This is a genomic window from Flavobacterium sp. P1_E4 (assembly GCF_056405915.1).
Genome location: NZ_JBFUBE010000003.1, coordinates 137130 through 163008, shown reverse-complemented (window position 1 = coordinate 163008; position 25879 = coordinate 137130). Strand labels below are relative to the sequence as shown.

The window sequence follows — 25879 nt, the reverse complement described above, 5'->3', positions numbered from 1 at the left end:
TTAGAAATCCTTTTCTTCAACGTTGTATTTATTTTCTAAAATTTCGGTTAAAACCTTTGGGTTGGTGTTTGTATAGAAAATTGGAGTGTTGGTTTTGGCAGTTGAGAAACCAACCTTGTCTCTAAGTATATTTTGGGTTTGTTTAGCAACAGCTTCTCCAGAATCAATAATATGAATATGTTCTGGAAGGATTTTTTTTATTTGTGGAATTAAATAGGGGTAATGGCTGCAACCCAATACGAGGTAGTCAATATTGGCTTCAATCATTGGGGTGAGATAAGAATAAAGCAATTGGGTCATTTCAAGAGAATTGATTTGACCATCTTCGATTAATTGAACCAATCCATGGCCTATTTGCTCGATGATTTTGATGTCTTGATATTTCTCCGTAGTCTTATTAAAAAGTTCACTGTTTAAAGTTCCTTTTGTAGCCAGGATTCCTATAGTTTGAGTTTTAGAATGCGTTGCTGCAGGCTTTATGGCAGGTTCTATTCCAATAAACGGAATGGAATATTTAGCTCTTAATTCCTGGATAGCGTTGGTTGTTGCGGTATTGCAGGCTATCACAATTAGCTTACAGCCCATTTCAATCAATAAATCTGTGTTTTTCATGCTTAAAGCAATGATTTCAGCTTTTGATTTTTGCCCATAGGGAGCATTTTTGCTGTCCGCTAGATAGATTGTTTGTTCATTTGGCAGTAAATCATGAATGGCTTTCCATATGGAGGTTCCTCCAATTCCAGAGTCAAAAACGCCAATTGGGCTATCGTTTGTCATGGTTGCAAATTTAAAATCTATAGTTTAAATGTACTATATTTTTTTTGGTAAAAAAAAACTGCTCACCCCAATATTTTGGAGGAGCAGTTTGTAATTGATTTATTTTAGATTAAAAACCTAAGTCTTTTTTCACGTCAACAGTGATGTTTGTTCCATCAGCAAGTAAAAGTGTAGATCCGTCAAGAACATATTGAAATCCTTTTGCTTTACCTACTTTTTGGATAGAAGCTTTTACTTTTTCCATAATTGGCTTAACAATTTCTTCTTGTTTTGTTTGTAATTCTTTTTGAGCATTGTCTCTAAAATCAACAATTCTTTTTTGCATATCTTGAACCTCTTTAGAACGTTCTTGATTTACTGCTTCAGTAACTGTTGCTGATTCAGCTTCGTACTTTTTTAATTTTGCTTGGTATTCTTCAACCATCTTTTTGTAGTCAGCATCATAAGTTCCACTCAATTTCTCTAATTGTTTTTGAGCATCAAGCATAGCTGGCAATTTAGACATGATTTCATTTACATCAACGTGAGCTACTTTAGTTTGAGCATTAGAAATTTGAGTTGCACCTAAAAATAGTATCGCAGCAATTAGTAAAGTTTTGAATTGTTTCATTGTTTTAAAATATTTAATAATTAGAATTTGTTTAGTTGTTTTCTTTTAATTTTTCTTCATTAGCTTTTTTCAAAGCTTCTCTATCTTGTATTTCCTTTAATCTTTTTTCTTCCGCTGCTTTTTTGGCAGCTTCTCTTTCTTCAAGTATTTTTTTTCTTTTTTCTTCTAAAGCTTTTTTGCGTTCCTCATATACGTTTGGTTTAACAGCTTCTGTTGTTGTTTTTGAAGTTTCTGTTTTTTCTGTTGTATTTGGGGTGAAAGTATTTGCTCCTTCGGTTTTAGCTGGTGCAACAACTGTGCCATTTTTTTTGGCCTCCCTTTCAGCTAGTAATTGTTTTCTTTTTTCTTCGTAATTTTTTTTAGCTTCTTCTTGTGCGGCTTTTTTATCGGCTACTAATTTTTCTCTAGCTGCCTTTTTATCTAATAATGCCTTTTCTCTTTCGGCTAGAACAGGATTCTCGTCTAATTCGTCTTCTTTGTTCTCTTTAGCTTCTTCTTCCTTTTGCTGTTTTTTTGTTAATTGTTCTCTTTTTTCTGTTCGATTTAATATCCGAATCACTTGATCACTAATATCAAATCTTTTTGCTGCAAAAAGAATGGTTAAATGTGAGGATTTATCAAATATAAAGTCATATTTTTTTGCTTCAGCTATATCTTGAACAGCTGTGAAAACTTGATCTTGAATCGGTTTAACTAATCCGGCTTTTTGTATTATTAAATCTCCATTAGGGCCAAACCTTTTTTGTTGATAATCTAATTTTTCAGATTCAAGGAACTTTATTTCCGTTTCTCTTTCTTCAATTAATTCGGCTGTCAATAATGGTTTTTCAGCTTTTAAAGCCTCAGTAAGTTTATTAATTTCTATTTTTTTTGCCTCAATTTCTTGTTTCCATTTCTGTGCTTTTTGCTCTAATTGAGCTTTAGCCTCAATATAGTCTGGTACATTTTGTAATATGTATTCCATATCAATGTAACCTACTTTATTTCCTTTGGTTTGAGCCTTTATTGTCGTTACAACAATAAGCGATAAAATTATAAATAAAAATTCTTTTCTCATAATTTTTAATTTTAGAAATTTAAACCAAATTTACTTAAAATTGTTGACCTATGATGAAATGTGTTTGCCATCCACTTGGTTGTATTGCTCCAGGAACAGCATCGAACCCATAACCAAAATCAATTCCTAATAGACCAAATGCCGGCATGAATACCCTTAAACCTACACCTGCTGAACGAGCCAAATTAAACGGTTGATAGTCTGATAATGATTCATACGATTGTCCCGCTTCTGCAAAGGTTAATGCATAAATAGATGCTGATGATTTCAACGTAATTGGATAACGTAATTCTAATGAAAACTTATTGTAAACAGTGGCACCATAAGCATCTCCAGTTGAACTTGCAGGTGTCAAAGCCCCATTTTCATATCCTCTTAGCTGTATATTTTGTCTTCCGTCAATCGAACTTCCAGCCATACCATCACCTCCTAGATAATACCTTTCAAAAGGAATAACACCTCTGTCTTGATTGTAAGCCCCTAAGAAGCCGAATTGCATTAAAGTACGTAATACTAATTTTTTATACAAAGAAGTAAACCAGTCTCCTGTAAATTGTACTTTGTAATATTCTAGCCATTTGTATTTTTCTTGATCTACTTTTGCAGGATCTGCAACAGCTTCTTGATAATTGTCTACTTTATTTGGAATTGTGCCGCTAGAAGGCAGTTTGTCTAAATAATCGCCGGACTTTACTTCCCTGTTGTTATTATCTGTATAGGAAGTTCCAGTGTAAATATATTTATATTTTTGTTGATCTCCTAACGTTGCATAATCTACACCATTAAAAAGGGAATATGGAAGTGTAAACTCACCGGTTATTCCAAATTCGGCGCCATAAGTTGGGAATATAGGATTGAATCCTTTACTGTTTCTTGTTAAGCCAACAGTATAGGATAAATTTCTAGATGTTCCATTTGCAAAGGTAAACAATCCGTAAAGATAATTATGCAAATCGTATTGTTGGTAACTGATCGATTGTGAAAGCGTGAAGAAATCATCAGGCACTGTTAACCTTTTTGCCATTCCAACAGACAACGAGGTGATGTTAATGTACTTTGATTTGTCTACTTTTTGCATTTGGTAGTTAGAACTATATTGCTGACTAAATGCGAATGAACTACTAAATTGGATTGGTTTTTTTCCTCCAAACCATGGTTCTGAAAATGATAAACTATAAGTTTTGTAGTAAGAACTCGCTTGAAGGCGTAAAGCTACTTTTTGGCCATCACCCATAGGTAGTGGATGATATGCGTCTTTATTGAATATATTCCTTGCCGAAAAGTTGTTGAAAGATAGCCCCAAGGTTCCTACAAAACCACCTCCACCATATCCTCCTTGAAGTTCAATTTGGCTAGCTCCTTTTTCTACTACATGATATTCGATATCTACAGTTCCAGCACCAGAATCAACATTTTTGAATTGGGGGTCAATTTTTTCAGGGTCAAAAAAGCCCAATTGTCCAATCTCTCTGATGGTTCTCACTAATTCTCCTTTGTTGTATTTCTCTCCAGGTTTAGTTCTTAATTCTCGGTAGATAACTTCATCGTTAGTTTTATCGTTTCCAACAACTGTGATCTTATTGAAATATGCAATGGGACCTTCGGTAACTCGGATTTCAAAATCAATTACGTTGTCAGCTGTTCTTGTTTCTACAGCGTTTATGTTTGAAAATAAGTATCCGTTATTTTGGTATAAATTTGTAATGTCATCCCCATCTGGTTTTGATTTGTCTGCAATTCTTTCTTGAAGAAGTACTCCATTGTATACATCTCCAGGGCGGATTCCGAGCATACTTCTTAACCCTTCGTCAGAGTAAACAGTGTTTCCGATAAATTTAATATTTCCAAAATAATATTTAATTCCTTCCTCAACTTTGATTTTTATGTATATAGCATTTTTTTCTTTGTTATATGCAACAGAATCCCCTAATATACGGGCATCACGATATCCAATTTTTTTATAATCATTAACTATTTTTTCTAAATCTTCTTGGTATTTATCTTCAATGTATTTTGATCTCTTCAAAAAGTTAATCGAATTTTTAACCTTTGTGTTTTTCATAGAACTAAGCAATTTGCTGCTTGGAACATTTTTATTGCCTTCGAAATCAATTTTGTAAATTTTGACTTTGTCGCCAATGTCAACTTTTACAAGCATATTTACTTGATTTGAAGTTAGAGTAGAGTCTTTAGAGGTAGTTATGTAAACTTTAGCATTGAAAAAACCATCTTTTTTGTATTTTTTTTCAATGTAGTTTTTTGTGGTAGTGATTAAGTTTTCAGTTACAATTTTACCATTGGTTAGTCCGTTGTCTTTAATAAAAGATTCCGTTTTACTTTTGGATACACCAACAAATTTTACTTCGTTGATTTTTGGTAATTCTTTAATGTTCAAGTCTAGGTAGATACTATCATTTTCTATTCTATTTACATAAAATGAAATTTCATCAAAAAGACCAAGTTTTCCTAATTTTTTTATTGAACTACTGATTTGTTCTCCTGGAATTGTAATTTCTTGTCCTTTTTCCAAACCAGCAAAAGTAACGACAGTTTGAGGGTTGAAGCTTATATCTCCAACTACTTTTACATCAGCTAATATGTATTTTTTACCTTGATCAAATGGTACTCTGTCTTGTGCTTTAATTTGAGTAAATGTTCCTAAAATTAAAAAGGTAAGGACTAGTTTTATGCTTTTATGTAACACTAAAAAATTATTTAATTTGTTCACTTGTTTTTCCAAATCGACGTTCTCTTTTTTGATAACTAATGATAGCCTCATGTAAATCTTGTTCTTTAAAGTCTGGCCATAATACATCAGTAAAGTATAATTCTGCATAGGCAATTTGCCATAGCAAAAAATTACTTATTCTATGTTCCCCACTAGTTCTTATTAATAAATCAACATCCGGTAAATTATGCGTGTAAAGATGCTCATTTATAATTGAATCGTCAATACTGTCTATTGAAATTATATTATTTTTAACTTTATTGCTTATTATTTTTACAACATTTACTAATTCTTCCCTAGATCCGTAGCTTAAGGCAAGAGTTAGTGTCATTTTCGTATTGTCTTTTGTTTTGTCCAGTACATCAAATAATTGCTTTTGAGCGTTCTTTGGTAGTTTTTCTAAATTACCGATAGCGTTCATCTTGATGTTGCCTTCCTGCATTGTTTTAAGCTCTTTCTTTAATGAGTTGATTAAAACTCTCATTAAAGTATCTACTTCAAGTTTGGGTCTATTCCAGTTTTCTGTTGAAAAAGCGTAAAGAGTTAAGTATTCTACACCTAAATCTAAGCACTCCTGGATGATTAATTTTACAGATTTTGAACCGCTTTCATGTCCAAGGGTTCTGATAAAGCCTTTTTGTTTCGCCCAACGACCATTCCCGTCCATAATAATGGCCAAGTGTTTGGGGATATTGTTTGTGTTTATTTTGTCTTTTAACATCTTATTTTAATCTGCGCAGTAACATGGTTTGTCTCCAAAAGTATACGTTAATGTTATACCGGTGAAAACATACCAATCATTATTATTTATATTACCAAATTTGGGTAAACTACTGTTACTTGGATTACTCCCGTCAATATTGTCAGTAAAAGTATATCGGGCTCCAACTTCTAAGCCTAAAACGAAATCCCTTAAGAAATTTGTTTTGACACCAACCGTCATTGGTATGGCAATACTACTGTTTGTGTTGTTTTTATGTGTAACTCCAGAAGTTACATATAATTCATCGTAAAGAAAATAGCTTAATCCTGAATATACATAAGGAGTGAATTTTGGTTTTTCCTCATGTAAATTGAAATCAAAAAAATTAAACTCTAATCCAGCAGAAAGCTCCTTTATATTGTTTACAAAACGATATCCTCTATTGTGTCTACCAGATTCTTTTGAATCATGGTCATTTCCTGAGATTTGCGATTGAGTATATGAAAATCTATAAGCATGTCTTGGACTTTTATTCCATTTGTATAGAATACCAAATGCAGGTTCATTTGGAGCAATGTAAGTTGTTGAACCCACATCTCCTATGTAATTACTGCCACCTAGAAAAACTCCTATTTCATTAATTTGGGAATGAATAGAAGAAAAGGTGAAAAAGCATAAAAATGAAATGAAAATTTTACTCATAAATTATAAAATTGCGTGCAAATATAATAATTATCAATAGGATTCAATACGTATCTTGGGAATACTGTCTTTTTTTAGACCAGCTCCCTTTTTTTATATACAAAGGATGTGTTATTAACGATTAAAAAGGGATAATTCGTATATGAAGTTTTAATTCCTTCTGTCCTCACCCCAAAGTAGTTTTGTTCTTAGGGTTTTCAAAAAAGTTTCTTCCGGAATCTCCACCATATTTATTTCGAAATTCGTTTTTTTTATGGTCAAAATCGAATCATTTGCCACACTTGTTATTCTAGAATCCAAGGATACTAAGTATTGCTGTTCTCTTCCAGAGACTTTTAGACGAATTTCGGTTGCATCTGGAACCACAAGAGGTCTTGCGTTTAGATTATGAGGAGCAATAGGTGTGATGACTAAGCTTTTTACGTCAGGTGTTAAAATAGGTCCTCCGCAACTCAAAGAGTAGCCTGTTGTCCCAGTTGGGGTTGCAATAATTAAACCATCTGCCCAATAGGAATTTAAAAACTCATCGTTCAAATAAGTGTCTATAGTTATCATCGATGTAGTCTCTTTTCGGCTCACCGATATTTCATTCATGGCAAAATTAAGACCTTCTATTGCTTTGTTTTCTGGTGAACAGGTAAGACTTAATAGGGTTCTCTTTGAGATTTTATATTTTTTATCAATGACAAGTTGCATGAATGCTGCTATGTTTTCTTTTTGTACTGTTGCCAAAAAGCCTAATCTTCCTGCATTTATTCCTAAAATAGGAACTCCCGAATTGCGAACCAGTGTGACCGCTCTGAGAATAGTTCCATCACCACCAATGCTAATCAACATATCATAACTGGAATCCAAATCATCATGAGAGGAAAAGGTGTTGTATTCGTTTTCTATGATTTTTTTTTCATACAGCATTTTCAAGAAATCGGATTCAATAACCATTTCTACATTATTATTGTTGAAAAACACAAAAATGTCTTTTATGATAGGTTCTGTGCTTACTAAATAATATTGGCCGTAAATAGCTACTTTCATTTCTTTTGGGTTTGATATTTTGTTATTGTTCTTTTGGGTTTTAAATGATTTAATCCAAAAAAATCACATATTCAAATATTTATCTAAATAGTCTGAACGTTCTTTTAAACTTTTGATGTAATTGTCTTCGTTGTGTTCTGAAACGATGTCGTAGTTATATCTTCTGAAAGTTTGAATTATCTCATTCAATGAACCAACACTAATTTTAATTGTGACTTCGACTGTATTTACATCTGAATTTGAAATGAAAAGACCTAAAAGTTTACCATTGTTGCTCTCTACAATTTGTACAATTTGACTCATCGAATAATCAATAGTGTTTTTACTCACTATTATGATGGCTCCCTGTTCTTTTAGAAAAGGAGTTTCATGAAAAAATTTAATGACATCTTCAATTTCATAATACCCAACATACTTGTTGTTTTCGTCCAAAATAGGAACTAAGTTAGTATGGTTTTTGGCAAAAACTTCCAAAACGTCTAACCAAATCATATCGGTTCTTGCAAAAAAATGTTCCAGAACATATTTATATTCATTGACTTTTTTATCACTGTCAAAAGTTTCAATGTCATCAGCGGCGATACTTCCAATGAAAATTTCCTCTTCGATGACAGGAAAGTGTGAAAAGGTTAAGTCACCAAAAAAATCTTGAACCGCGCCAATAGTTTCTTGAGCATCAATTGCTTTGTAGTCGTTTGTTATGTAGTCTTTTAAATCTGTCATAAATCTATCCTCAATAATCGATGCAAAATAATCAAAAATATACAAAATATGCTAGGTTTTACTTTGTATTTTTGTCTTATCAAATATAATAACTTACCTATTAATATCTATTCTATGACAAAACTTAGCGTTAATATAAATAAGATTGCCACTTTACGTAATGCTCGTGGAGGAAATGTGCCTGATTTGTTGAAAGTGGCTACTGATATTCAACGGTTTGGAGGCCAAGGAATAACGATTCACCCGCGTCCAGATGAGCGTCACATTCGCTATCAAGATGCAAGAGATTTAAAATCAATTGTCTACACGGAATATAATATAGAGGGTAATCCTCAGCATAATTTTATCGATTTGGTTTTAGAATGTAAACCAGATCAAGTAACCTTGGTTCCAGATGCTATTGGAGCAATTACTTCATCAGCAGGTTGGGATACTATAAAAAATCAATCTTATTTGTTGGAAGTTATTCAAGAGTTTCAACGAAACGGAATTAGGACTTCGATTTTTGTTGATCCAATTTCTGAGATGATTGAAGGTGCCAAAAAAACGGGTGCAGATAGAATTGAATTATATACCGAAGCTTTTGCGCATCAATACAGTTTAGGAAATGAAAAGGGAATTGATCCTTATGTGAAATCTGCCGTTTTGGCTAACGAATTAGGTTTAGGGATTAATGCGGGTCACGATTTAAGCTTGGATAATATTCAGTTCTTTAAACAAAACATTCTGGGATTATTGGAAGTGTCAATTGGTCATGCACTTATTTCTGAAGCGCTTTATCTTGGTTTGGATAATGTGGTAAATATGTATTTGCAAAAATTAAAATAGTTTTAAATTAAATTTTTTAGAGGATTGAAGAGTCAATAGTTAAAAGGATTGGTTTTGAATTATTCCTTTTGTTGCCTTAATAAATGTTGTATTTTGAAACCAATTCTTCTTCTTTTTTTATTTTGTTTTTCTAATTTAATAGCACAGTCAAAAGCGACAATTAATGGTTTTGTGAAGGATAATTTTGAAAAAATAATTATTGGTGCTAATGTGTCTTTCTTAACGAGTGAAAATCTAAAATTTGATATTGCAACAGATTCAATAGGAAGATACTCAATTGAGATTCCAATAGGATCTGTCAGAGTTGAAGTTAGTCACTTAGGTTTCGTAAATAAGTCATTTGATTTAGATTTAAAAAAAGACGTTTTTCTTTCTATTGTGTTAGACGAAAGTAATTTTGAATTGAAAGAGGTGGTTATTCAGAATGAGGAAAAGAAAGCGATGGCAATTGCTTTAGGAGGTAAATTGGCATTCAATCCTCAAAAAATCGGTAATGTCCCTACACTTACCGGAACTCCCGATATTATAAAATTGTTGCAATTAACTCCCGGGGTACAGAATTCTGGAGATGGTAATAGTTATATCTATGTGAGGGGTGGTGATCCTGGGCATAATCTAATGCTTTATTCCGATGCGACTGTTTATGGCATGGCTCATTTATTAGGTGTTTTTCCTTTTTATAATGCCGATCATATTACCGAAGTTCAATTTGACAGGTCAAATTCGAATTCAAAGTATGGTGGTCGTTTGAGTTCTACAGTTTCGGTTTTACCTTATCAAATGGCTCCCAAAGATTTTTCTGTAAAAGGAAATTTAGGTTTGTTATCATCTCAAATAACTTTTTCTGTTCCTATTACCGACAAAACAGGTTTTTATATTTCTGGAAGAAAAACTTATATTGACGAGATAGTGGGGCCACTTTTAAAATCAACGGAGGAAACTTCTAAGAAAGAATCTGAAGATTATAGATATGGGTTTTATGATAGTAATTTTACTTTTATTACTGAAATAAATAAAAAAAATAGTTTGATTATAGACTCCTTTTTGAGTGGAGATAAGTTCAGTGTCGAGGATTTAAAGACTTTCTTGAATATGGATTTGAAATGGAGTAATATGGTGGTTTCTTCAACTTGGAAGTGTTTGTTGTCTGATGCCATAACAATGAAAAATTCTGTTTTTTATACTCGTTATGAGAATAATTTAGAAATGAAACAGGCCGATGTTAATATTGGCTTTTCATCCTATATACGAGATTTAGGTTTTTCTAGTGCTATTCAATATTATGTTAGAAATATTCCTTTTGAGTCTGGATTTCAATATACAATGCATGATTTATTGCCCCAGAGATTTGAAGTTTCAAATCTAGGAACTATTGCATCTGAAGAAGAAGGGACAATTCACGCCAATAATGTTGCCGTTTTTGTAAATGCTAAACCAAAAATATCTGAAAGGTTTAGTGCGGATTTAGGTTTAAGGGTAAACTATTATGCAGCAGATTCTAATACTTCTTATCTGCATTTTGAACCTCGAGTGATGATTTATTATTTTCCTAAAAAAGATCTTTCTTTTTTTGCGTCATATACAAGGCAAAATCAATATATTGATTTAATTACTGCATCGAGTGTAGGTGTACCGACAGATTTTTGGGTAGCAGCTTCGGATGGAATTCCTTCTCAATCTTCTGATAATTTTTCGATAGGAAGTAATAAAGTAATTTCAAAACAAATCAGCACTTCTTTAAATGGATACTATCGTTCTATGAAAAATTTGACTGAATATCCATATGGGCTTACTCAGTTTAATGAGATTACTTCCTTGAAAAATGACATATTAACAGGCAATGGAGAGGCGTATGGGTTGGAATGGATGCTGAAAAAAGATAATGGAAAATTTAATGGGTGGATAAGTTATACGTTAAGTTGGTCTGTACGCCAATTTGATGGGCTAAATAATGGTGAGCCGTTTTATTCGAAATATGATAGACGACATAATCTAGCTTTGGTTGGGACGTATGATTTTAATGAGAAATGGAATGTTGGTTTGACTCAACTTTTTAGCTCTGGTAATCGTTTTACTTTGCCAACTTCGTGGTATTTTATCAATAATACGCCTGTAAGGGAGTTTGATAGTTATAATAATGCGCAGATTCCTAATTATATACGCACTGATGTTTCTGTCAATTATTCTTTTTTTAAAACATCCAAAAAAGAAAGTATATTGAATTTTTCAGTATTTAATGTGTTTAATATATCTAATCCGATTTATGTGGTGTTGCGGGTGACAGTTGATGGCAAAAAAATAAATGTTAATACCGATGAGAAAAAATTGTATTCAATTCTGCCTTCAATTAGTTGGCGATTTAAATTTTAAATTATGAAACGTTTTTGTGTATTATTAGTGTTTTTTTTGTCCATCTGCATGATTTCATGTAGTAGAGAGGATTATGTGAAGAGCGTTGATGGTGAATCAAAAATTGTTGTAGAAGGGTGGATAGAGCAAGGGGATGTTCCTCAAGTGATTTTGTCGAGAAGTATCCCGATTAATGCCGTTATTGACTCCACAACCATTTTTGATTATTTTATTCGGTCTGCAAAAGTAACAGTAACAGATGGTGTAAATGAGGAGGTCTTAAGTTTGAGGAGTGATAATGCCAGGGTGCCTCCTTATGTGTATTATGGATCTAAAATGATAGGTGAAGTTGGTAAATCTTATTCATTGAAAATAGAGTATTTGAATAAAATAATAGAGGCGAAAACGAGTATTCCCGCTGTGGTTTCCATAAAATCAGCTGAGTATAGAAAAGTGAATGTAAGCGACACAACAGGGTTTGTTTATTTGGAGTTTAATGATCCTGATTTTGAAAAGAATTATTATCAAATTGAGACAAGAGTGGATGACGTTGAGCCTATTTTTGTACCAGCATTATATGGGAATTTAAATGACGACAATTTTATTTCATCATCGGTTTCATTACAGGTAACTCGCGGTATTTATGTTTTTTCTAAAACTAAATATAAGCCTTATTTTACAGATGGCGATTTGATTTATGTAAAGTTAAGAACGATGAGTAAATCCGGTTTTGATTTTTGGAATAGCTGGCAAAATGAGATTGTTAACGGCAGAAATCCTATATTTCCAGCAAATACTAGTTTGAAGTCTAACATTAAAGGGGGGTTAGGTATTTGGGAAGGTTATGGACAAAGTACGGTTTCAATTCAGACAATAAAAAAATGAGGCTATCCCAAAAAGGTAGCCTCATTTTTTTGAAAATTTAAAATAGATTTAGTTTCTTTCAAATGATGTTAAGAAATCTTCGAATTTTGTGTTTAAATCATCAAATCCAGTCGAAAAGTAAGTGCTCATTTCAACTTCAGTATTGTCATTGAATTTCAAGTATAATACTTCGTCATATTCTTGTACTAAAGCCCCAGCAATACTGTAATCCCAATTCCAGTAGCCACCATAATCGGCTACAGTATTGTCGTCTACCCAAACACTATGAGAGTCATAAATATTAGCTTTTTGAGATTTTTGGATTACATCTGCAATTTTTGTTCCATCTTTTTTTGAAACAAGAATCATTTTTACATTTTTATTGTTTGCAAGAACATCACCCTCTGAAAAGTTTTTGTTATAAGTGCTTAAATCCGTATAATATGTTTTAGAGCTGTAATCTTCTGGGTATATTAATGATTGATCTAAAGATGCTTCATCATTAGCTAGTCCTTCAATATTTATATCAGATACTATAACAAAATTGTCCATCAACCTAATAAGGCCGTTAGCTTTGCCTCTATATGATACAAGTGCATCTTCTTTTAATAGTTCGTCTATATTAGCAGTGCTACCAGAATTAAATTCAATTATGTTGTTTCCGTTAAATGTGAATGCTGATTTAGCTTCTATAGGTGATTTTTTACCACTGATTTCCCAAGCGTAACCATCATTTAAAGCCATTTTGAAACCAGATTCATCTGGAGTATTTTTTCCGTTTGAATATTTTGAATTTACAACAAATGTAGCCGCTTGCGCATTGTCAATAGTTAAAATTGCAGAAACAGAGGTTGGTAGGTAGATCTGGTCTATATCGGAAAATGGTACTTTTATGTCAGATGAAGTACTATTAGATGATAAGCTTGCGTTATTTGTTGTTTGGCTCTTTTTTGCAGGGAAAACAAATTTCAACTCTTTCGTTGAGGGAGTTTTAATCCAAACTTGGTTTGCGTTGTCCCAAGTGTAGATGCCATATACCCCTGAAACATTTAGGATGTCTTCAATTTGATTGTCACTTTTTCCGTCAAAAATGTCAATAGAATTTATACTTAGTAAATCTCCAAGATTTTCAATAGCTTCAATAGCTCCAGATGTTTTTGATTTGTCCATTTGAAGCAACATGTCATTTGCTTCTGCTTCAAGTTTTACTTTTTGTTGTTCTGGTTTTAGTGAAGAATAAGGTAGCTTTACGATTTCCGCAATTTGAGTGTCTAAATTTTGTTCGCTAGGATCTGTCGGTGTGTCTTCTTTACTGCAAGAAATTGTAAGTTGAGAAATAACTACTGAAAGTAAAAGGAGTTTTTTAATCATTTTTTTAGATTTAATATTAATAATGTAAAGTTTTTGAATATTTATTTTTTTGTATATCTCTGTTTAATAGCTTGTTGTGTTTGAGAGTATTTTTTTGTTATTTTAATTTAAAAGAATGGGGCATTACCATCGATTTTTGGCTAAAATAGATTGTTTTATTTGGTTATGCAATACCCACTTTTAGTGATATTTTTCTTAAAAAACACATTAAAATTGTTAGTTGTTTGAAATTCCATTTTTTATATCTTTGCTTAGTCTTTTTGCTAATAAAATAGTTTTATAAATTGATTATTGAATTGGATCTGATGAAATCTAAATTCTATAATCTAAATCCTTAAATTATAATGCTCTACTCAAAAACAGAAGGTTCTGGAAAACCTTTACTCATACTTCATGGTTTTCTTGGGATGTCTGATAATTGGAAAACATTAGGAACTCAATTTGTTGCCGATGGTTTTCAAGTGCATCTGTTGGATTTGCGTAATCATGGACGCAGTTTTCATTCGAATGAATTTAGTTATGAAATTATGGTTCAGGATGTTTTTGATTATTGTGAAGCAAACGGCCTTGAATCGATTGATGTAATAGGTCACTCGATGGGAGGAAAAACTGCCATGCTTTTGGCAACATCTTATCCTGATTTAGTTGATAAGTTATTGGTAGCCGATATTGGACCTAAGTTTTATGCTCCACATCATCAGGATATATTGGCGGGATTGAATGCTGTAGATTTTTCGGTTAAACCAAGTCGGAATGAGGTTGAAGAAATAATGAAAAATTATATACCTGATTTTGGGACACGTCAATTCTTGATGAAAAGTTTATACTGGCAAGAACCGGGACAATTGGCTTTCCGATTTAATTTGGATGTTTTCAATAGAAAAATTGATGAAATCGGAAAAGCATTAGCTTCAGATTTGATTTTTGAAAAGCAAACACTTTTTATACGAGGTGGAAATTCCAATTATATACTTGATAGCGATTTTGATGAAATAAAAACTCATTTTCCGTCTTCAACAGTAGAGACAATTCCAAATGTTGGTCATTGGTTACATGCCGAAAACCCTACAATGTTTTATGAATTAGCAAGTGCTTTTTTAAAATAATTTAATATAGTATAGAAAATTTGTTATATTTATTGAAATTTTAAAAGACGAGACTATGAATTTGATTATTAGAATAATTGTTACTGCAGGATTAGTTTTTGGGATTGCTCATTTTTTGCCAGGTGTACATGTAGCTGGTCCTTTTACCGCAATGGTAGTAGCGGTTGTTTTGGGGCTACTTAATATTTTTATTAAGCCTATTATGGTACTACTAACTTTGCCTTTTACCATAGTGACTTTAGGACTGTTTTTGTTGGTGGTAAATGCTTTGATAATTTTATTATGCACCAAAATAGTAGGAGGATTTACTGTAGATACATTTTGGGTTGCTATGTTTTTTAGTATCATATTGTCGTTATCACAGTCTATTATTTATTCTATTATAGGTAATGATAAATAGGTTGGTTTTTTTAAAAACTGAAATATCGTTTCTTTTTCTGAAGTTAAAATAATGCAATTTTGTTCTAAGATTTTAATCGAATGAATATGAAATTCTTGATATAAATACTGACTGTATTTGGTTCCTTTGGAATACCAAATGCAGTTTTTTTTTATGGATTATTATTCAGATAAAGATTTTCAACTTCCAAACTAAAAAAATAATTCAAAAAATGTATAATCAAAAAATAAAATCATGAAAACATTAATTATTGCATTAACGGCATTCCTTGCTATGGGAGCCACTGTATCAGCTCAAACGACTGCTACAGCTCCTAAAAAAGAAGTTCAAAAAATAATGTATACTTGTCCTATGCATCCCAAAGAAATGAGTGACAAAAAAGGGAAATGCAGCAAGTGCGGAATGGATTTGGTTGCGAGTAAAGAAACTACGCATACTACAACTACAAAAGAAAGTAAAACTACTACTGCCGCAAAAAGCAAATACGTTTGTACTATGGATGGCTCTACATCTGATAAACCTGGTAAGTGCCCAAAATGTGGTATGGCTATGACAGAAAAAAAGAGTGAGAAAAAATAAATAAATCTATAAAAAGATTGATTTTAAAAACAGCCTTTTCTTAAGGCTGTTTTTTTTGTTTTAATTTTGGGAAACAACAATGAAAATGGTCTTATGAAGTACTCTTATTTAGTAATCAAGATTTTAAAGTAAATGAATAGTAATTTAAAGGAACTTGCTCGATTGTTTTTAAAATTAGGATTTGTTGGTTTTGGAGGGCCTGCTGTGCATATTGCAATGATGAAAGAGGAAGTAGTTGCCAAGAAAAAGTGGATGACCGAGCAGCATTTTTTGGATCTAGTAGGGGCTACCAATTTGATTCCGGGACCAAATAGTACCGAAATGGCCATTCATATTGGGCAAGAAAGAGCAGGTTGGAAAGGATTGTTAGTTGCTGGGCTATGTTTCATTTTTCCGGCGGTATTGATAACGGGATTTTTTGCTTGGATTTATAAAAAGTATGGACAGATTCCAGAAATTCAGCCGTTTATTTATGGGATTAAACCGGCAATAATATCGGTAATCTTTTTTGCTGTTTTTCCCTTGGCTAAAAAGTCATTAAAAACAGTTGAGCTTTATTGTATCGGAATCTTAGTTTTGATATTGTCATTATTGAAATTTAATGAGTTGTATTTGTTATTTGGTGCCGGTTTTTTTGCTCTGTTTGTTTTTGGAATAAAAAATAAACTGTTTCAAAATATTGATCAAAATTTACTGTCTATTGCAATATTTCCTCTTTCTCCTAATACTTCGATATCCAATGGGAGTTTGTTTTTGATATTTCTAAAAATTGGAGCTATTCTCTATGGAAGTGGTTATGTTTTGTTCGCTTTTTTGGATAGTGAGTTAGTTACAACGGGGTTTTTATCGCGCCACCAATTGATGGATGCGATTGCAGTGGGACAGTTTACGCCTGGTCCGGTGTTTTCTTCCGTTACTTTTATTGGGTATCAAATTAATGATTGGACAGGAGCTTTATTGGCAACTGTGGGAATCTTTTTGCCTTCGTTTTTGTTTGTCGCTTTGTTGAATCCGTTAGTGAAGAAAATGAGGAGTTCTAGACTATTCGCTGTTTTCTTGGATGCAGTAAATGTCGCGTCGGTGGCAATTATCTTGTCAGTTTGCGTAGATATGGGGATGACAACAATTTCGGATTGGAGAACAATTTGTATTGGTTTGACAAGTATTGTGATTGCTTTTTGGTTTAAAAATATCAATAGCAGTATTATCGTAATTGGTGGTTCTGTTTTGGGGTATTTATTGACTCTTATGTAAAAGTTTAATTTGTAGATTTGAAAAAAAATAATGTTATGTTGGAACTTTCAGAAATCTGGGTTTATCCTGTAAAATCGTTAGGCGGAATTTCAATGCAAGAAGCCCAAGTTACGGATCGTGGTTTGGAATTGGATCGTCGTTGGTTGTTGGTAGATGGCAGTGGACGATTTTTGTCTCAACGCGAATATCCTGAATTGGCTCTTTTTAGTCCGGATATTGTTGACGGATTTTTGACAATTACACACAGAGTTAATATGGAATCTGTCGATATAGAACTTCATCCTGTTTTTTCGGACGCGAATTCTAAAATTGAAGTTACAGTTTGGGATGATACTATTGATGCTTTTGAAGTAAGTTCGGCTATTTCTAAATGGTTTACAAGGCTATTGGGGTTTTCGGTTCGATTGGTTTATATGCCAGAAGAAAGTGAACGAAAATTAGATCCGGATTATGCGATTAGTGGTGATGAAATTAATTCTTTTTCGGATGCGTATCCTTTTTTGATTATAGGGCAAGCTTCGTTGGATGATTTGAACGGACGTATGGAGGTTAGGGTTCCGATGAATCGATTTCGACCAAATTTTGTTTTTACCAATGGTGATGCTTTTGAGGAAGATGCTTGGCGAGAACTCAAAATTGGTAACGTTTCTTTTGTTGGGGTGAAACCTTGCGATCGATGTGTGATGACGACAGTAGATCAAGAAAAGGGAGTGATCTCAGGGAAAGATCCATTAAAGACATTGGCGAAATATAGAAATTTCGGGAACAAAGTGTTGTTTGGTCAGAATTTAATAGGACTGGGATTGGGGACGGTGAAAGTTGGAGATACCGTTCGGGTTTTGAGTTTTAAAAAATAGATTGGACTTTTAGTTATTCCAGTATTATTTTGTCTATTTTCTTTATCAATAGATTTGTTTCTGATAATGCGAGTTTTATTTTTTGCTGATAAGTAATAGAATCTTTTGTTTTTAGATTTTCAAATAAATGAATTTGTTTGATTTGGGATCCTATTTCAGCTAATTTCCAAAAGATTTCAGCATTTTTTGGGTATGGAAAATTTGTTTTTAGGATTTTTTTTTCTGCAGAGCGGAAGTTAGATGAATGTAAAGTGGCATAAGCATAATCGAGAATATCGGTTGGGGTGAAAGTTTGTCTAAATTCGGGGCGAACTTCTTTGTTGTTTGCCATACAAACGTTGCCTTCGGGATCTTTTGCCAGTATAAAGTGTAAACCTGTTTTGTGGGCTATTTGATTGATTATTTCTTCGGTTAGATTTGGGATTTTCCCTTCATATAATTCAGTTGCAATACCGTCTTTGTACGCTGTGCTTATGCTGGCAAGATATTGGTCTAGAGTCATTGTGCTTTATTTTAAAGCATTGATTACTACAAAGATAAGGTTTATTTGCGTTTCTTATGATGTTTTTGTTTGGTAAATCGATTGCACAGTAGCTGGCAATGCTGTTGTATTGCATTATGTTTCTCGTTTTGCACATGCGAGAGGGATAGGAGCAAGCTACCGAAGTAGCGTGGATAGCCCGACCGGATTTTGGGAAGGGCCGTATAAGCGTAAAGTAGATTTGGCCCTTTCCAAAATGCGGTCTCGCCCATATAAAATTTAATGAATCTGATGAAGTAAATGTTTTTTTAATATAATAGGATTTGCTCTTGATTTCATTAAATAATTGTCTAAAATTCAAAATCTTAAAATACTTGTTTGGGTTGCAAAAATTTCATAATTTTGCAACCCAATTTTATAATGTAAATTAAAGAAGAAGATGGATATCAAAAGAGTAGCAATAGACGCTGTGAATGAAACGATTGTAATGACAGTTGTTCACATGGATTACAAAGGACAAGTAGCAAAAAGAATAAACGAAAAAATGCCTTTGGCAACTGTAAAAGGTTTTAGAAAAGGTGCTGTGCCTAAAGACCTTGTTGAAAAACAATATGGTAAGGCTATCAAACAAGAAGAAGTAAAGAAAGTTGTTGATTTGGCTTTGGAGCGTTTTGTGCAATCTGAAAGATTGAACCTTTTGGGAACTCCACTTCCTAAAGTAAACGAAGACTTCAACTGGGATGCTGAAGAATTGGTTTTTGAATATGAAATTGGTTTAGTACCAAGTTTTGAATTAGACCTTGAAGCTAAAAATGATATCGTAAAATATATCGTTACTGCCGATGATAAATTAATTGACGGTCAAGTAGCGCGTATCCAAAAACAATTTGGTACTCCAATTCCTCAAGACGTTGTTGTAGCTGACTCTGATATCACTGGAACTTTCTCTAATGAGGCTGAAGGAATCAACAATGCAACTACAATTGCTTTGGCAATTTTTAAAGATAAAGCAACTGCTGATAAATTCATTGGTAAAAAAGTAGGTGACGTTGTTACTGTAAACACTAAAGGTTTATTTGAAGATGACCACCAATTGATGGATTATTTGAAAGTAGGTCACGATAATGTTCACGGTTTAGAAGTAGATGTTGACTTCACTATTGAGGCTATCAACGGAGCTGAATTGGCTGAATTGAATCAAGAATTATTCGACAAATTGTTCGGAGAAGGAAAAGTAGCTTCATTAGAAGACTTGAAAGCAAAAATCAAAGAAGATGCTGAATCTCAATTTGCTCAACAAGCAGACCAAAAATTATTGGCTGATGTTCAAGAATTTTTGATTGAAAATACAAAATTCGATTTACCATCTGAATTCTTAATCAAATGGTTGCAAACTGTAGGAGAAAAGCAATTGACTCCAGAAGAAGCAATCGTAGAATATGCAAGATCTGAAAGAGGTTTGCGTTTCCAATTGATCGAAGGAAAAGCAATGGCTACAAGCAATATCCAAATTACTTTTGAAGATTTGAAAGCGTTTACAACAAATGCTATCAAAGGACAAATGGCTCAATTTGGACAAACAAATCCAACTGACGAAGAAGTTCAAGGAATTGTGGCTAGAGTATTGTCTAACCAAGAAGAAGTGAAAAGACTTTCTGACCAAGTTGTTGCAGCTAAATTACTTGAATTATTCAAGGAAAAAGCGAATCCAGCTACTAAAGAAGTGACTTACGAAGAATTTATTGCTGCTTCTTACGGAGAATAATTTATAAAAAAATAAGTATATTTGAGCGTCAAACATATTTGTTTTGACGCTCTTTTGTTTGAATTGGGTACTGATAAATGGAAATGATTTAAAAAGAGAGTTGTATTTGTCCATTAAAGGATGAAAAATGAGACAGTTTGTCACAAAAAACAAAAAGGAACAACCTTTGCTTTACCATTTAGACAGAAAAACATTAGAAACTATACCTTATAAACTTATAAACTTTTTAAAATGGACTACGGAAAAGAATTCAAAAAATTTGCTATTAAGGGTCAAGGGGTAAATGCAATGTACTATGATAAAATAGTGGCTGCAATGAATCCAAAAAATATGACTCCTTATATTATAGAAGAGCGTCAATTGAATATTTCACAATTGGATGTTTTTTCGAGATTAATGATGGATAGAATTATTTTCCTAGGTACAGGAATTGATGATCAAATTGCAAACATCGTTCAGGCACAGTTATTGTTCTTGGAAAGTGCTGATGCTTCCAAAGATATTCAGATTTATTTGAATTCACCAGGAGGAAGTGTTTATGCAGGTTTAGGAATTTATGACACAATGCAATACATAAAACCAGATGTAGCTACAATTTGTACAGGAATGGCCGCTTCTATGGGAGCAGTTCTTTTGTGCGCGGGTGCTGCAGGAAAACGTTCGGCTTTGCCTCATTCACGTGTTATGATTCACCAACCATCTGGAGGAGCACAAGGTGTTGCTACCGATATGGAAATCAACTTACGCGAAATGTTGAAATTGAAAGATGAGTTATACCAAATTATTTCTCATCATTCAGGACAAACTTTTGAAAGAGTTCACAAAGACAGTGAGCGCGATTATTGGATGATTGCTGACGAAGCCAAAGAATACGGAATGATTGATGAAGTTTTAAGAAGGGTTTAAATTAGTTTAAAGTTTCATGTTTTAAGTTGTTAGAATTGACTTGAAACCTGAAACTTGAAACTTGAAACATGAAAAATGGCAAAACAAGTATTACAATGTTCTTTCTGCGGAAGGAAAAAACCGGAAACCAATTTATTGATTGCAGGAATCGATGCTCACATTTGTGATAAATGCATCGAGCAAGCGCATGGAATTGTTCTGGAAGAATTAAAAACGAATAGAGGTTCTAAGTTAGTTGGTGATTTAATTTTAAAGAAACCAAAAGAGATCAGAGCTTTCCTTGACCAATACGTTATAGGACAGGAACAAACCAAGAAAGTGATGTCCGTTGCGGTTTACAATCACTACAAACGTTTGATGCAACAGCAATTGGACGATGAGGTAGAGATTGAAAAAAGTAATATCATCATGGTAGGGCAGACTGGAACAGGAAAAACATTGGTAGCCAAAACAATTGCCAAAATGTTAGACGTGCCACTTGCTATTGTTGATGCAACAGTACTTACCGAAGCCGGTTATGTGGGAGAAGATGTAGAAAGTATTCTAACTCGTCTTTTGCAAGCTGCCGATTATGATGTAACCAAAGCTGAAAGAGGAATTGTTTTTATTGATGAAATTGATAAAATTGCCCGTAAGAGCGATAATCCTTCTATCACTCGTGATGTTTCGGGAGAAGGAGTGCAACAAGCTTTGTTGAAATTATTGGAAGGAACTGTTGTTAATGTGCCGCCAAAAGGAGGTCGTAAGCATCCTGACCAAAAATTTGTTGAGGTAAACACGCAAAATATTTTGTTTATTGCTGGTGGTGCTTTTGATGGAGTGGAACGTATTATTTCAAAACGTTTGAACCGTCAGGCAGTAGGTTATTCTACTTCTAAAAATGTAGATAATATTGACAAGGACAATTTGTTGCAATATATTATCCCAAAAGACATCAAAGATTTTGGATTAATTCCTGAAATTATTGGCCGTTTACCCGTTTTGACACACATGGATCCATTGGATAGAGAAACATTGCGTGCCATTTTGACTCAGCCTAAAAATGCTTTAATCAAGCAATATCAAAAATTGTTTTTGATGGATGAGGTTGAATTCACTATTACTGATGAAGCTCTTGATTTTATTGTAGAAAAAGCATTGGAATATAAATTAGGCGCTCGTGGATTGCGTTCGTTATGCGAAGCTATCCTTACTGATGCGATGTATGAATTACCAAGCTCCGATGATAAAAAATTGGAAATTGATATGGAATATGCCAAAGAAACATTGAACAAAAATTTATTGAAGCGTCTGGAGATAGCTTCTTAAGTTTAATTAAAAATAATTGTATAAAACCTGTTCGGTCATTCGAGCAGGTTTTTTTATGAACAAAAAGGAAAAATCTGCGTAAATCATTTTGAATCTGCGAGCCGTTTTTCTTTAGGTTCAATATTTATTTTCAGCATAAAATTGTCCATTGATTTTAAATAAATTGTAATTTTAAGTTTAAAAAAAATTAGATAAAATGATAACAGTGCAAACTACAATAAATGTTCCAATAAAAATAGTTTGGGCATGTTGGACAGGTCCGGAACATATTACAAAATGGAACAATGCTTCAGATGATTGGCATACGCCCTATGCCGAAAATGATTTAAGGATTGGGGGTAAATTCAAATCCACGATGGCTGCTAAAGATGGATCGATGAGTTTTGATTTTGAGGGAGAATACACTTTGGTGGAACAAAATAAAGCGATTAAATATGCAATGGCCGACGGCAGAAAGGTTGATGTATATTTTACAGAAACTCAAACTGGCGTTGAGGTTATCGAAAGTTTTGATCCGGAAACAGTAAATCCAGAGGAAATGCAGCGTGATGGCTGGCAGGCAATTTTGGATAATTTTAAAAAATATGTGGAGAGTCTTTATGTCTAAACATAGAAAGGATTTTTTTTAACTTTATATAATCTCCTAAAATCTTATTAACTTAGTTTCTTAGAATCTTAGTAACTAAAAAAATCAAAATATTATGGCAACAATTAATCCGTATTTAATTTTTAATGGAAACTGCGAAGAAGCTTTTATGTTTTATCAGTCGGTTTTTGGGGGCGAATTTCCTTATGTAGGAAAGTTTAATGATATGCCCGCTGATGCAGCTGGTGGAGATTCAATATCTGAAGAGGATAAAAACAAAATCATGCATATTTCCCTGCCGATAGGAAAAGATCATGTCCTAATGGGAAGTGACAGTAATGAAGCTAGTGGTGCGGTTGCAATTGGTTCGAATGTTTCGATTTCGATTAATGCCGAAAGCAGGCAAGAAGCTGATAAGCTTTTCAATGGACTATCCGCGGGAGGAAATCCTTTTATGCCTATGAGCCAAACTTTCTGGGGGGCTTATTTCGGAATGTTTGTGGATAAATTTGGAATCCACTGGATGGTTAATTTTGATGAAACCCCTAATAAATAATCTGATATTTTATGAAAATACTAAAATTTATAGGTTTAGGAATCGTTAGTCTGATAGTATTATTGCTAATCATCGCACTTTTTATCCCAAATGATTATACGGTTTCGGTTTCAACGACCATAAACAAACCAAAACAAGTGGTTTTTGACTATGCAAAATTGATTAAAAACCAGGAAAATTATAGTATTTGGGTCATGCAAGATCCAAATGTAAACATGGACTATAAAGGTGTGGATGGGACTGTTGGGTTCAAAGCTTCTTGGGACAGTAAAGATGATAATGTAGGAGCGGGGTCGCAACAGATTACAGCTGTTTCAGAAGATAGAATCGATGTCAATTTGCATTTTGAGCGACCGATGAAAGGGGAGGCTAAGGCAAGTACTTTATTGGAATCAATATCGGAGAACGAAACAAAAATTACCGCTGAGTTTTATGGGAATTCGTCATATCCAATGAATTTGATGAACTTTATGGGAGCAAAATTTATTACTGATGCCGAAACTAAAAATCTGGCTAACCTGAAAAAGATATTGGAAAAATAGTGTGAGTTGTCACTTAAGGTGATGATGAAATAAAAGTAAAAGTCATTCAAAAATCTAATTTGAATGACTTTTACTTTTATATAGAAATAGAAACTTGTTTCTAGGTGTCAAGAACTTTATTGATATTTGTTTTAGGAGTAGTTTTGACGCATGTTTTTCCACCACTTCCGCCGCAAACATGACTGGAGGAGCTGCAAGAAGTAATCATTATAACAGTTAATAGAAGTAATATTCTTTTCATAGTGGTTTAGTTTTGCATTTTTTTCAATTGTTCAAGATAATCTCTTTTGTTGGATAATCTAGGAATTTTGTGTTGACCTCCTAGTTTATCACTTTCTTTAAGCCAATCATAAAACAATCGTTCTCTAGCTACGTTAATCACAAGTGGATTAAGAGTCATATTGTTGTAGCGTTTGGCTTCGTAATCGGAGTTTAAAGACTGCAGGGTTTCATCCAGTGCTTTTTGAAAAGCAGCAATGTCTTTTGGTTTTTTCTTAAATTCAATCATCCATTCGTGGCCACCTTTTTCTTTGTCTTTCATGAAAATTGGGGCAACGGTATAATCGACAACTTCAGTTTCGGTGATTTGGCAGGCTTTGGCAATTGCCTGATCGGTATTTTCAACCATTAATTCTTCTCCAAAAACATTGATATGATGTTTGGTACGACCCGTAACTCGGATGCGGTAAGGACTTAAAGATGTAAAACGAACGGTATCACCTATTAAGTACCTCCACAAACCACCATTGGTAGTAATCACCATAGCATAATTCTTGAACAATTGCACATCCGACAATCGAACGGCTTTTTGGTCAGGAGTGCCAAAAGTATCCATCGGGATAAATTCGTAAAAGATTCCGTAATCCAACATTAGTAGCAAGTCACTGGAATTATTCAAGTCCTGAATGGCAAAAAAACCTTCAGAGGCGTTGTAAATTTCGTAGTATTTAAATTGATTATGTGGCAGTATTTTTTGGTATTGTTCCCTGTAAGGATCAAAACTTACGCCACCATGAAAATATACTTCCAGGTTAGGCCAAACTTCCATTAGGTTTGTTTTTCCTGTTTCTTCCAGTATTTTGTTCAACAAAACCAACATCCAAGAAGGAACGCCGGCAAAACTGGTTACATTTTCATTTTTGGTTTCATTGATGATAGCACCTATTTTGGTTTCCCATTCGCTCATCAAAGAAATTTTGCTACTGGGAGTACTGCTGAATTCTGCCCAAATTGGCATGTTCTCTATCAAAATAGCCGATAAGTCGCCAAAAAAAGTATTGTTGTTTTCATAAATCTGTGAACTTCCTCCCAAACGAAGGCTTTTACCCACAAACATTTCAGATTCCTCATTGTTGTTCAAATACAGACACAATAAATCTTTGCTTCCTTTGTAATGACAATCTTCAAGCGCTTCGTTACTTACTGGTATAAATTTACTCTTGGCATTTGTGGTGCCACTTGATTTGGCAAACCATTTTATAGGGGTTTCCCAAAGCACGTTTTGTTCGCCTTTTCGGGTGCGTTCTATCAAGGGTTCCAAGTCTTCGTAGGTCGAAATCGGAATTCTTTCGGTAAAGGTTTGGTATGATTTTATGGATGCATAATCGTATTGTTTGCCAAAAACCGTTTCTTCAGAAGAACGGATTAAATTCATCAATAATTCTTCCTGAACCTCATTTGGGTACTTCAAGAAAAGTTCAATCTGGTGAATTCTTTGTTTTAAAAACCAAGAAGCGATGGAATTTACAATTGATAAAGGCATGGGCTTTGATTTTAATTGATGATTGCTGAT

At 33.4% G+C, this 25879-nt stretch carries 26 protein-coding genes; 14 read left to right on the top strand and 12 right to left on the bottom strand.

The window, feature by feature from the left end:
- The 8 genes from murI to AC1DY0_RS04330 all read right to left on the bottom strand — a co-directional run bounded on the left by murI (position 1) and on the right by AC1DY0_RS04330 (position 8335).
- A complete protein-coding gene (gene murI, locus AC1DY0_RS04365) occupies positions 1-777 on the bottom strand; it encodes a glutamate racemase (protein ID WP_477187444.1) in 777 nt (258 codons plus the stop codon).
- A gap of 109 nt (positions 778-886) precedes the next feature.
- Complete coding sequence (locus AC1DY0_RS04360) at positions 887-1387, bottom strand: OmpH/Skp family outer membrane protein (RefSeq protein WP_116796157.1); 501 nt, start codon at positions 1385-1387, stop codon at positions 887-889.
- Positions 1388-1418: 31 nt separating this feature from the next.
- Positions 1419-2444, bottom strand: coding sequence for an OmpH/Skp family outer membrane protein (locus AC1DY0_RS04355; RefSeq protein ID WP_477187443.1), 1026 nt, complete (start codon positions 2442-2444; stop codon positions 1419-1421).
- A 34-nt stretch (positions 2445-2478) separates the two neighbouring features.
- The gene (locus AC1DY0_RS04350; RefSeq protein WP_477187442.1) at positions 2479-5223 is read right to left on the bottom strand and encodes a BamA/OMP85 family outer membrane protein; all 2745 of its coding nucleotides are present in this window, start codon (positions 5221-5223) and stop codon (positions 2479-2481) included.
- Entirely contained in the window at positions 5156-5893 is a 738-nt protein-coding gene (locus AC1DY0_RS04345; RefSeq protein ID WP_477187441.1) for an isoprenyl transferase, read from the bottom strand. Before AC1DY0_RS04345 ends, AC1DY0_RS04350 begins: the two co-directional genes overlap by 68 nt.
- Positions 5894-5899: 6 nt before the next feature.
- Positions 5900-6577, bottom strand: a complete 678-nt coding sequence (gene porG, locus AC1DY0_RS04340) for a type IX secretion system protein PorG (protein ID WP_477187440.1) — start codon at positions 6575-6577, stop codon at positions 5900-5902.
- Positions 6578-6727: 150 nt separating this feature from the next.
- Positions 6728-7612, bottom strand: a complete 885-nt coding sequence (locus AC1DY0_RS04335) for an NAD kinase (protein ID WP_477187439.1) — start codon at positions 7610-7612, stop codon at positions 6728-6730.
- Positions 7613-7675: 63 nt separating this feature from the next.
- Positions 7676-8335: a CBS domain-containing protein gene (locus tag AC1DY0_RS04330; RefSeq protein WP_477187438.1), complete on the bottom strand. Its 660-nt coding sequence runs from the start codon at positions 8333-8335 to the stop codon at positions 7676-7678.
- 114 nt (positions 8336-8449) lie between these two features.
- On the opposite strand from AC1DY0_RS04330, the gene AC1DY0_RS04325 reads away from it, so the two are divergent.
- The 3 genes from AC1DY0_RS04325 to AC1DY0_RS04315 all read left to right on the top strand — a co-directional run bounded on the left by AC1DY0_RS04325 (position 8450) and on the right by AC1DY0_RS04315 (position 12397).
- Positions 8450-9163, top strand: coding sequence for a pyridoxine 5'-phosphate synthase (locus tag AC1DY0_RS04325; protein ID WP_477187437.1), 714 nt, complete (start codon positions 8450-8452; stop codon positions 9161-9163).
- 93 nt (positions 9164-9256) lie between these two features.
- Positions 9257-11533 (top strand): TonB-dependent receptor, encoded by a 2277-nt coding sequence (locus AC1DY0_RS04320; RefSeq protein ID WP_477187436.1) that lies wholly within the window; start codon positions 9257-9259, stop codon positions 11531-11533.
- A 3-nt stretch (positions 11534-11536) separates the two neighbouring features.
- Positions 11537-12397 (top strand): DUF4249 domain-containing protein, encoded by an 861-nt coding sequence (locus AC1DY0_RS04315; protein ID WP_477187435.1) that lies wholly within the window; start codon positions 11537-11539, stop codon positions 12395-12397.
- A gap of 48 nt (positions 12398-12445) precedes the next feature.
- Here AC1DY0_RS04315 and AC1DY0_RS04310 read toward each other — a convergent pair whose 3' ends face one another.
- Positions 12446-13747 carry a hypothetical protein gene (locus AC1DY0_RS04310; protein WP_477187434.1) on the bottom strand — a complete coding sequence of 434 codons (1302 nt, stop codon included), beginning with the start codon at positions 13745-13747 and terminating at the stop codon, positions 12446-12448.
- Positions 13748-14091: 344 nt separating this feature from the next.
- Between AC1DY0_RS04310 and AC1DY0_RS04305 the strand changes: the two genes are divergently transcribed.
- The 5 genes from AC1DY0_RS04305 (at position 14092) to AC1DY0_RS04285 (ending at position 17943) form a co-directional block, all read left to right on the top strand.
- Positions 14092-14853 carry an alpha/beta fold hydrolase gene (locus AC1DY0_RS04305; protein ID WP_477187433.1) on the top strand — a complete coding sequence of 254 codons (762 nt, stop codon included), beginning with the start codon at positions 14092-14094 and terminating at the stop codon, positions 14851-14853.
- A 55-nt stretch (positions 14854-14908) separates the two neighbouring features.
- Positions 14909-15253: a phage holin family protein gene (locus AC1DY0_RS04300; protein WP_326402922.1), complete on the top strand. Its 345-nt coding sequence runs from the start codon at positions 14909-14911 to the stop codon at positions 15251-15253.
- A gap of 234 nt (positions 15254-15487) precedes the next feature.
- Positions 15488-15832: a heavy metal-binding domain-containing protein gene (locus tag AC1DY0_RS04295; protein ID WP_477187432.1), complete on the top strand. Its 345-nt coding sequence runs from the start codon at positions 15488-15490 to the stop codon at positions 15830-15832.
- Between the two features lie 132 nt (positions 15833-15964).
- On the top strand, positions 15965-17086 hold the full coding sequence (chrA, locus tag AC1DY0_RS04290) for a chromate efflux transporter (protein WP_477187431.1): 1122 nt from the start codon (positions 15965-15967) through the stop codon (positions 17084-17086).
- 35 nt (positions 17087-17121) lie between these two features.
- Positions 17122-17943 (top strand): MOSC domain-containing protein, encoded by an 822-nt coding sequence (locus AC1DY0_RS04285; RefSeq protein WP_477187430.1) that lies wholly within the window; start codon positions 17122-17124, stop codon positions 17941-17943.
- Between the two features lie 13 nt (positions 17944-17956).
- On the opposite strand, the gene AC1DY0_RS04280 is transcribed toward AC1DY0_RS04285, so the two are convergent.
- Positions 17957-18445: a type ISP restriction/modification enzyme gene (locus tag AC1DY0_RS04280; protein ID WP_477187429.1), complete on the bottom strand. Its 489-nt coding sequence runs from the start codon at positions 18443-18445 to the stop codon at positions 17957-17959.
- A gap of 418 nt (positions 18446-18863) precedes the next feature.
- Here AC1DY0_RS04280 and AC1DY0_RS04275 point away from each other — a divergent pair, with 418 nt between their 5' ends.
- The 6 genes from AC1DY0_RS04275 to AC1DY0_RS04250 all read left to right on the top strand — a co-directional run bounded on the left by AC1DY0_RS04275 (position 18864) and on the right by AC1DY0_RS04250 (position 24087).
- Entirely contained in the window at positions 18864-20189 is a 1326-nt protein-coding gene (locus AC1DY0_RS04275; RefSeq protein WP_477187428.1) for a trigger factor, read from the top strand.
- 231 nt (positions 20190-20420) lie between these two features.
- On the top strand, positions 20421-21095 hold the full coding sequence (gene clpP / locus AC1DY0_RS04270) for an ATP-dependent Clp endopeptidase proteolytic subunit ClpP (RefSeq protein WP_477187427.1): 675 nt from the start codon (positions 20421-20423) through the stop codon (positions 21093-21095).
- Between the two features lie 75 nt (positions 21096-21170).
- Complete coding sequence (gene clpX / locus AC1DY0_RS04265) at positions 21171-22403, top strand: ATP-dependent Clp protease ATP-binding subunit ClpX (protein WP_077371265.1); 1233 nt, start codon at positions 21171-21173, stop codon at positions 22401-22403.
- 196 nt (positions 22404-22599) lie between these two features.
- Positions 22600-23010 carry an SRPBCC family protein gene (locus AC1DY0_RS04260; protein ID WP_477187426.1) on the top strand — a complete coding sequence of 137 codons (411 nt, stop codon included), beginning with the start codon at positions 22600-22602 and terminating at the stop codon, positions 23008-23010.
- A 94-nt stretch (positions 23011-23104) separates the two neighbouring features.
- The gene (locus AC1DY0_RS04255) at positions 23105-23545 is read left to right on the top strand and encodes a VOC family protein (RefSeq protein WP_477187425.1); all 441 of its coding nucleotides are present in this window, start codon (positions 23105-23107) and stop codon (positions 23543-23545) included.
- Between the two features lie 11 nt (positions 23546-23556).
- Complete coding sequence (locus tag AC1DY0_RS04250; RefSeq protein ID WP_477187424.1) at positions 23557-24087, top strand: SRPBCC family protein; 531 nt, start codon at positions 23557-23559, stop codon at positions 24085-24087.
- Between the two features lie 100 nt (positions 24088-24187).
- Here AC1DY0_RS04250 and AC1DY0_RS04245 read toward each other — a convergent pair whose 3' ends face one another.
- Together AC1DY0_RS04245 and AC1DY0_RS04240 are read right to left on the bottom strand one after the other, a co-directional pair.
- Positions 24188-24328, bottom strand: coding sequence for a hypothetical protein (locus AC1DY0_RS04245; protein WP_477187423.1), 141 nt, complete (start codon positions 24326-24328; stop codon positions 24188-24190).
- A 6-nt stretch (positions 24329-24334) separates the two neighbouring features.
- Entirely contained in the window at positions 24335-25849 is a 1515-nt protein-coding gene (locus tag AC1DY0_RS04240; RefSeq protein WP_477187422.1) for a GH3 auxin-responsive promoter family protein, read from the bottom strand.
- Positions 25850-25879 lie beyond the last annotated feature (30 nt).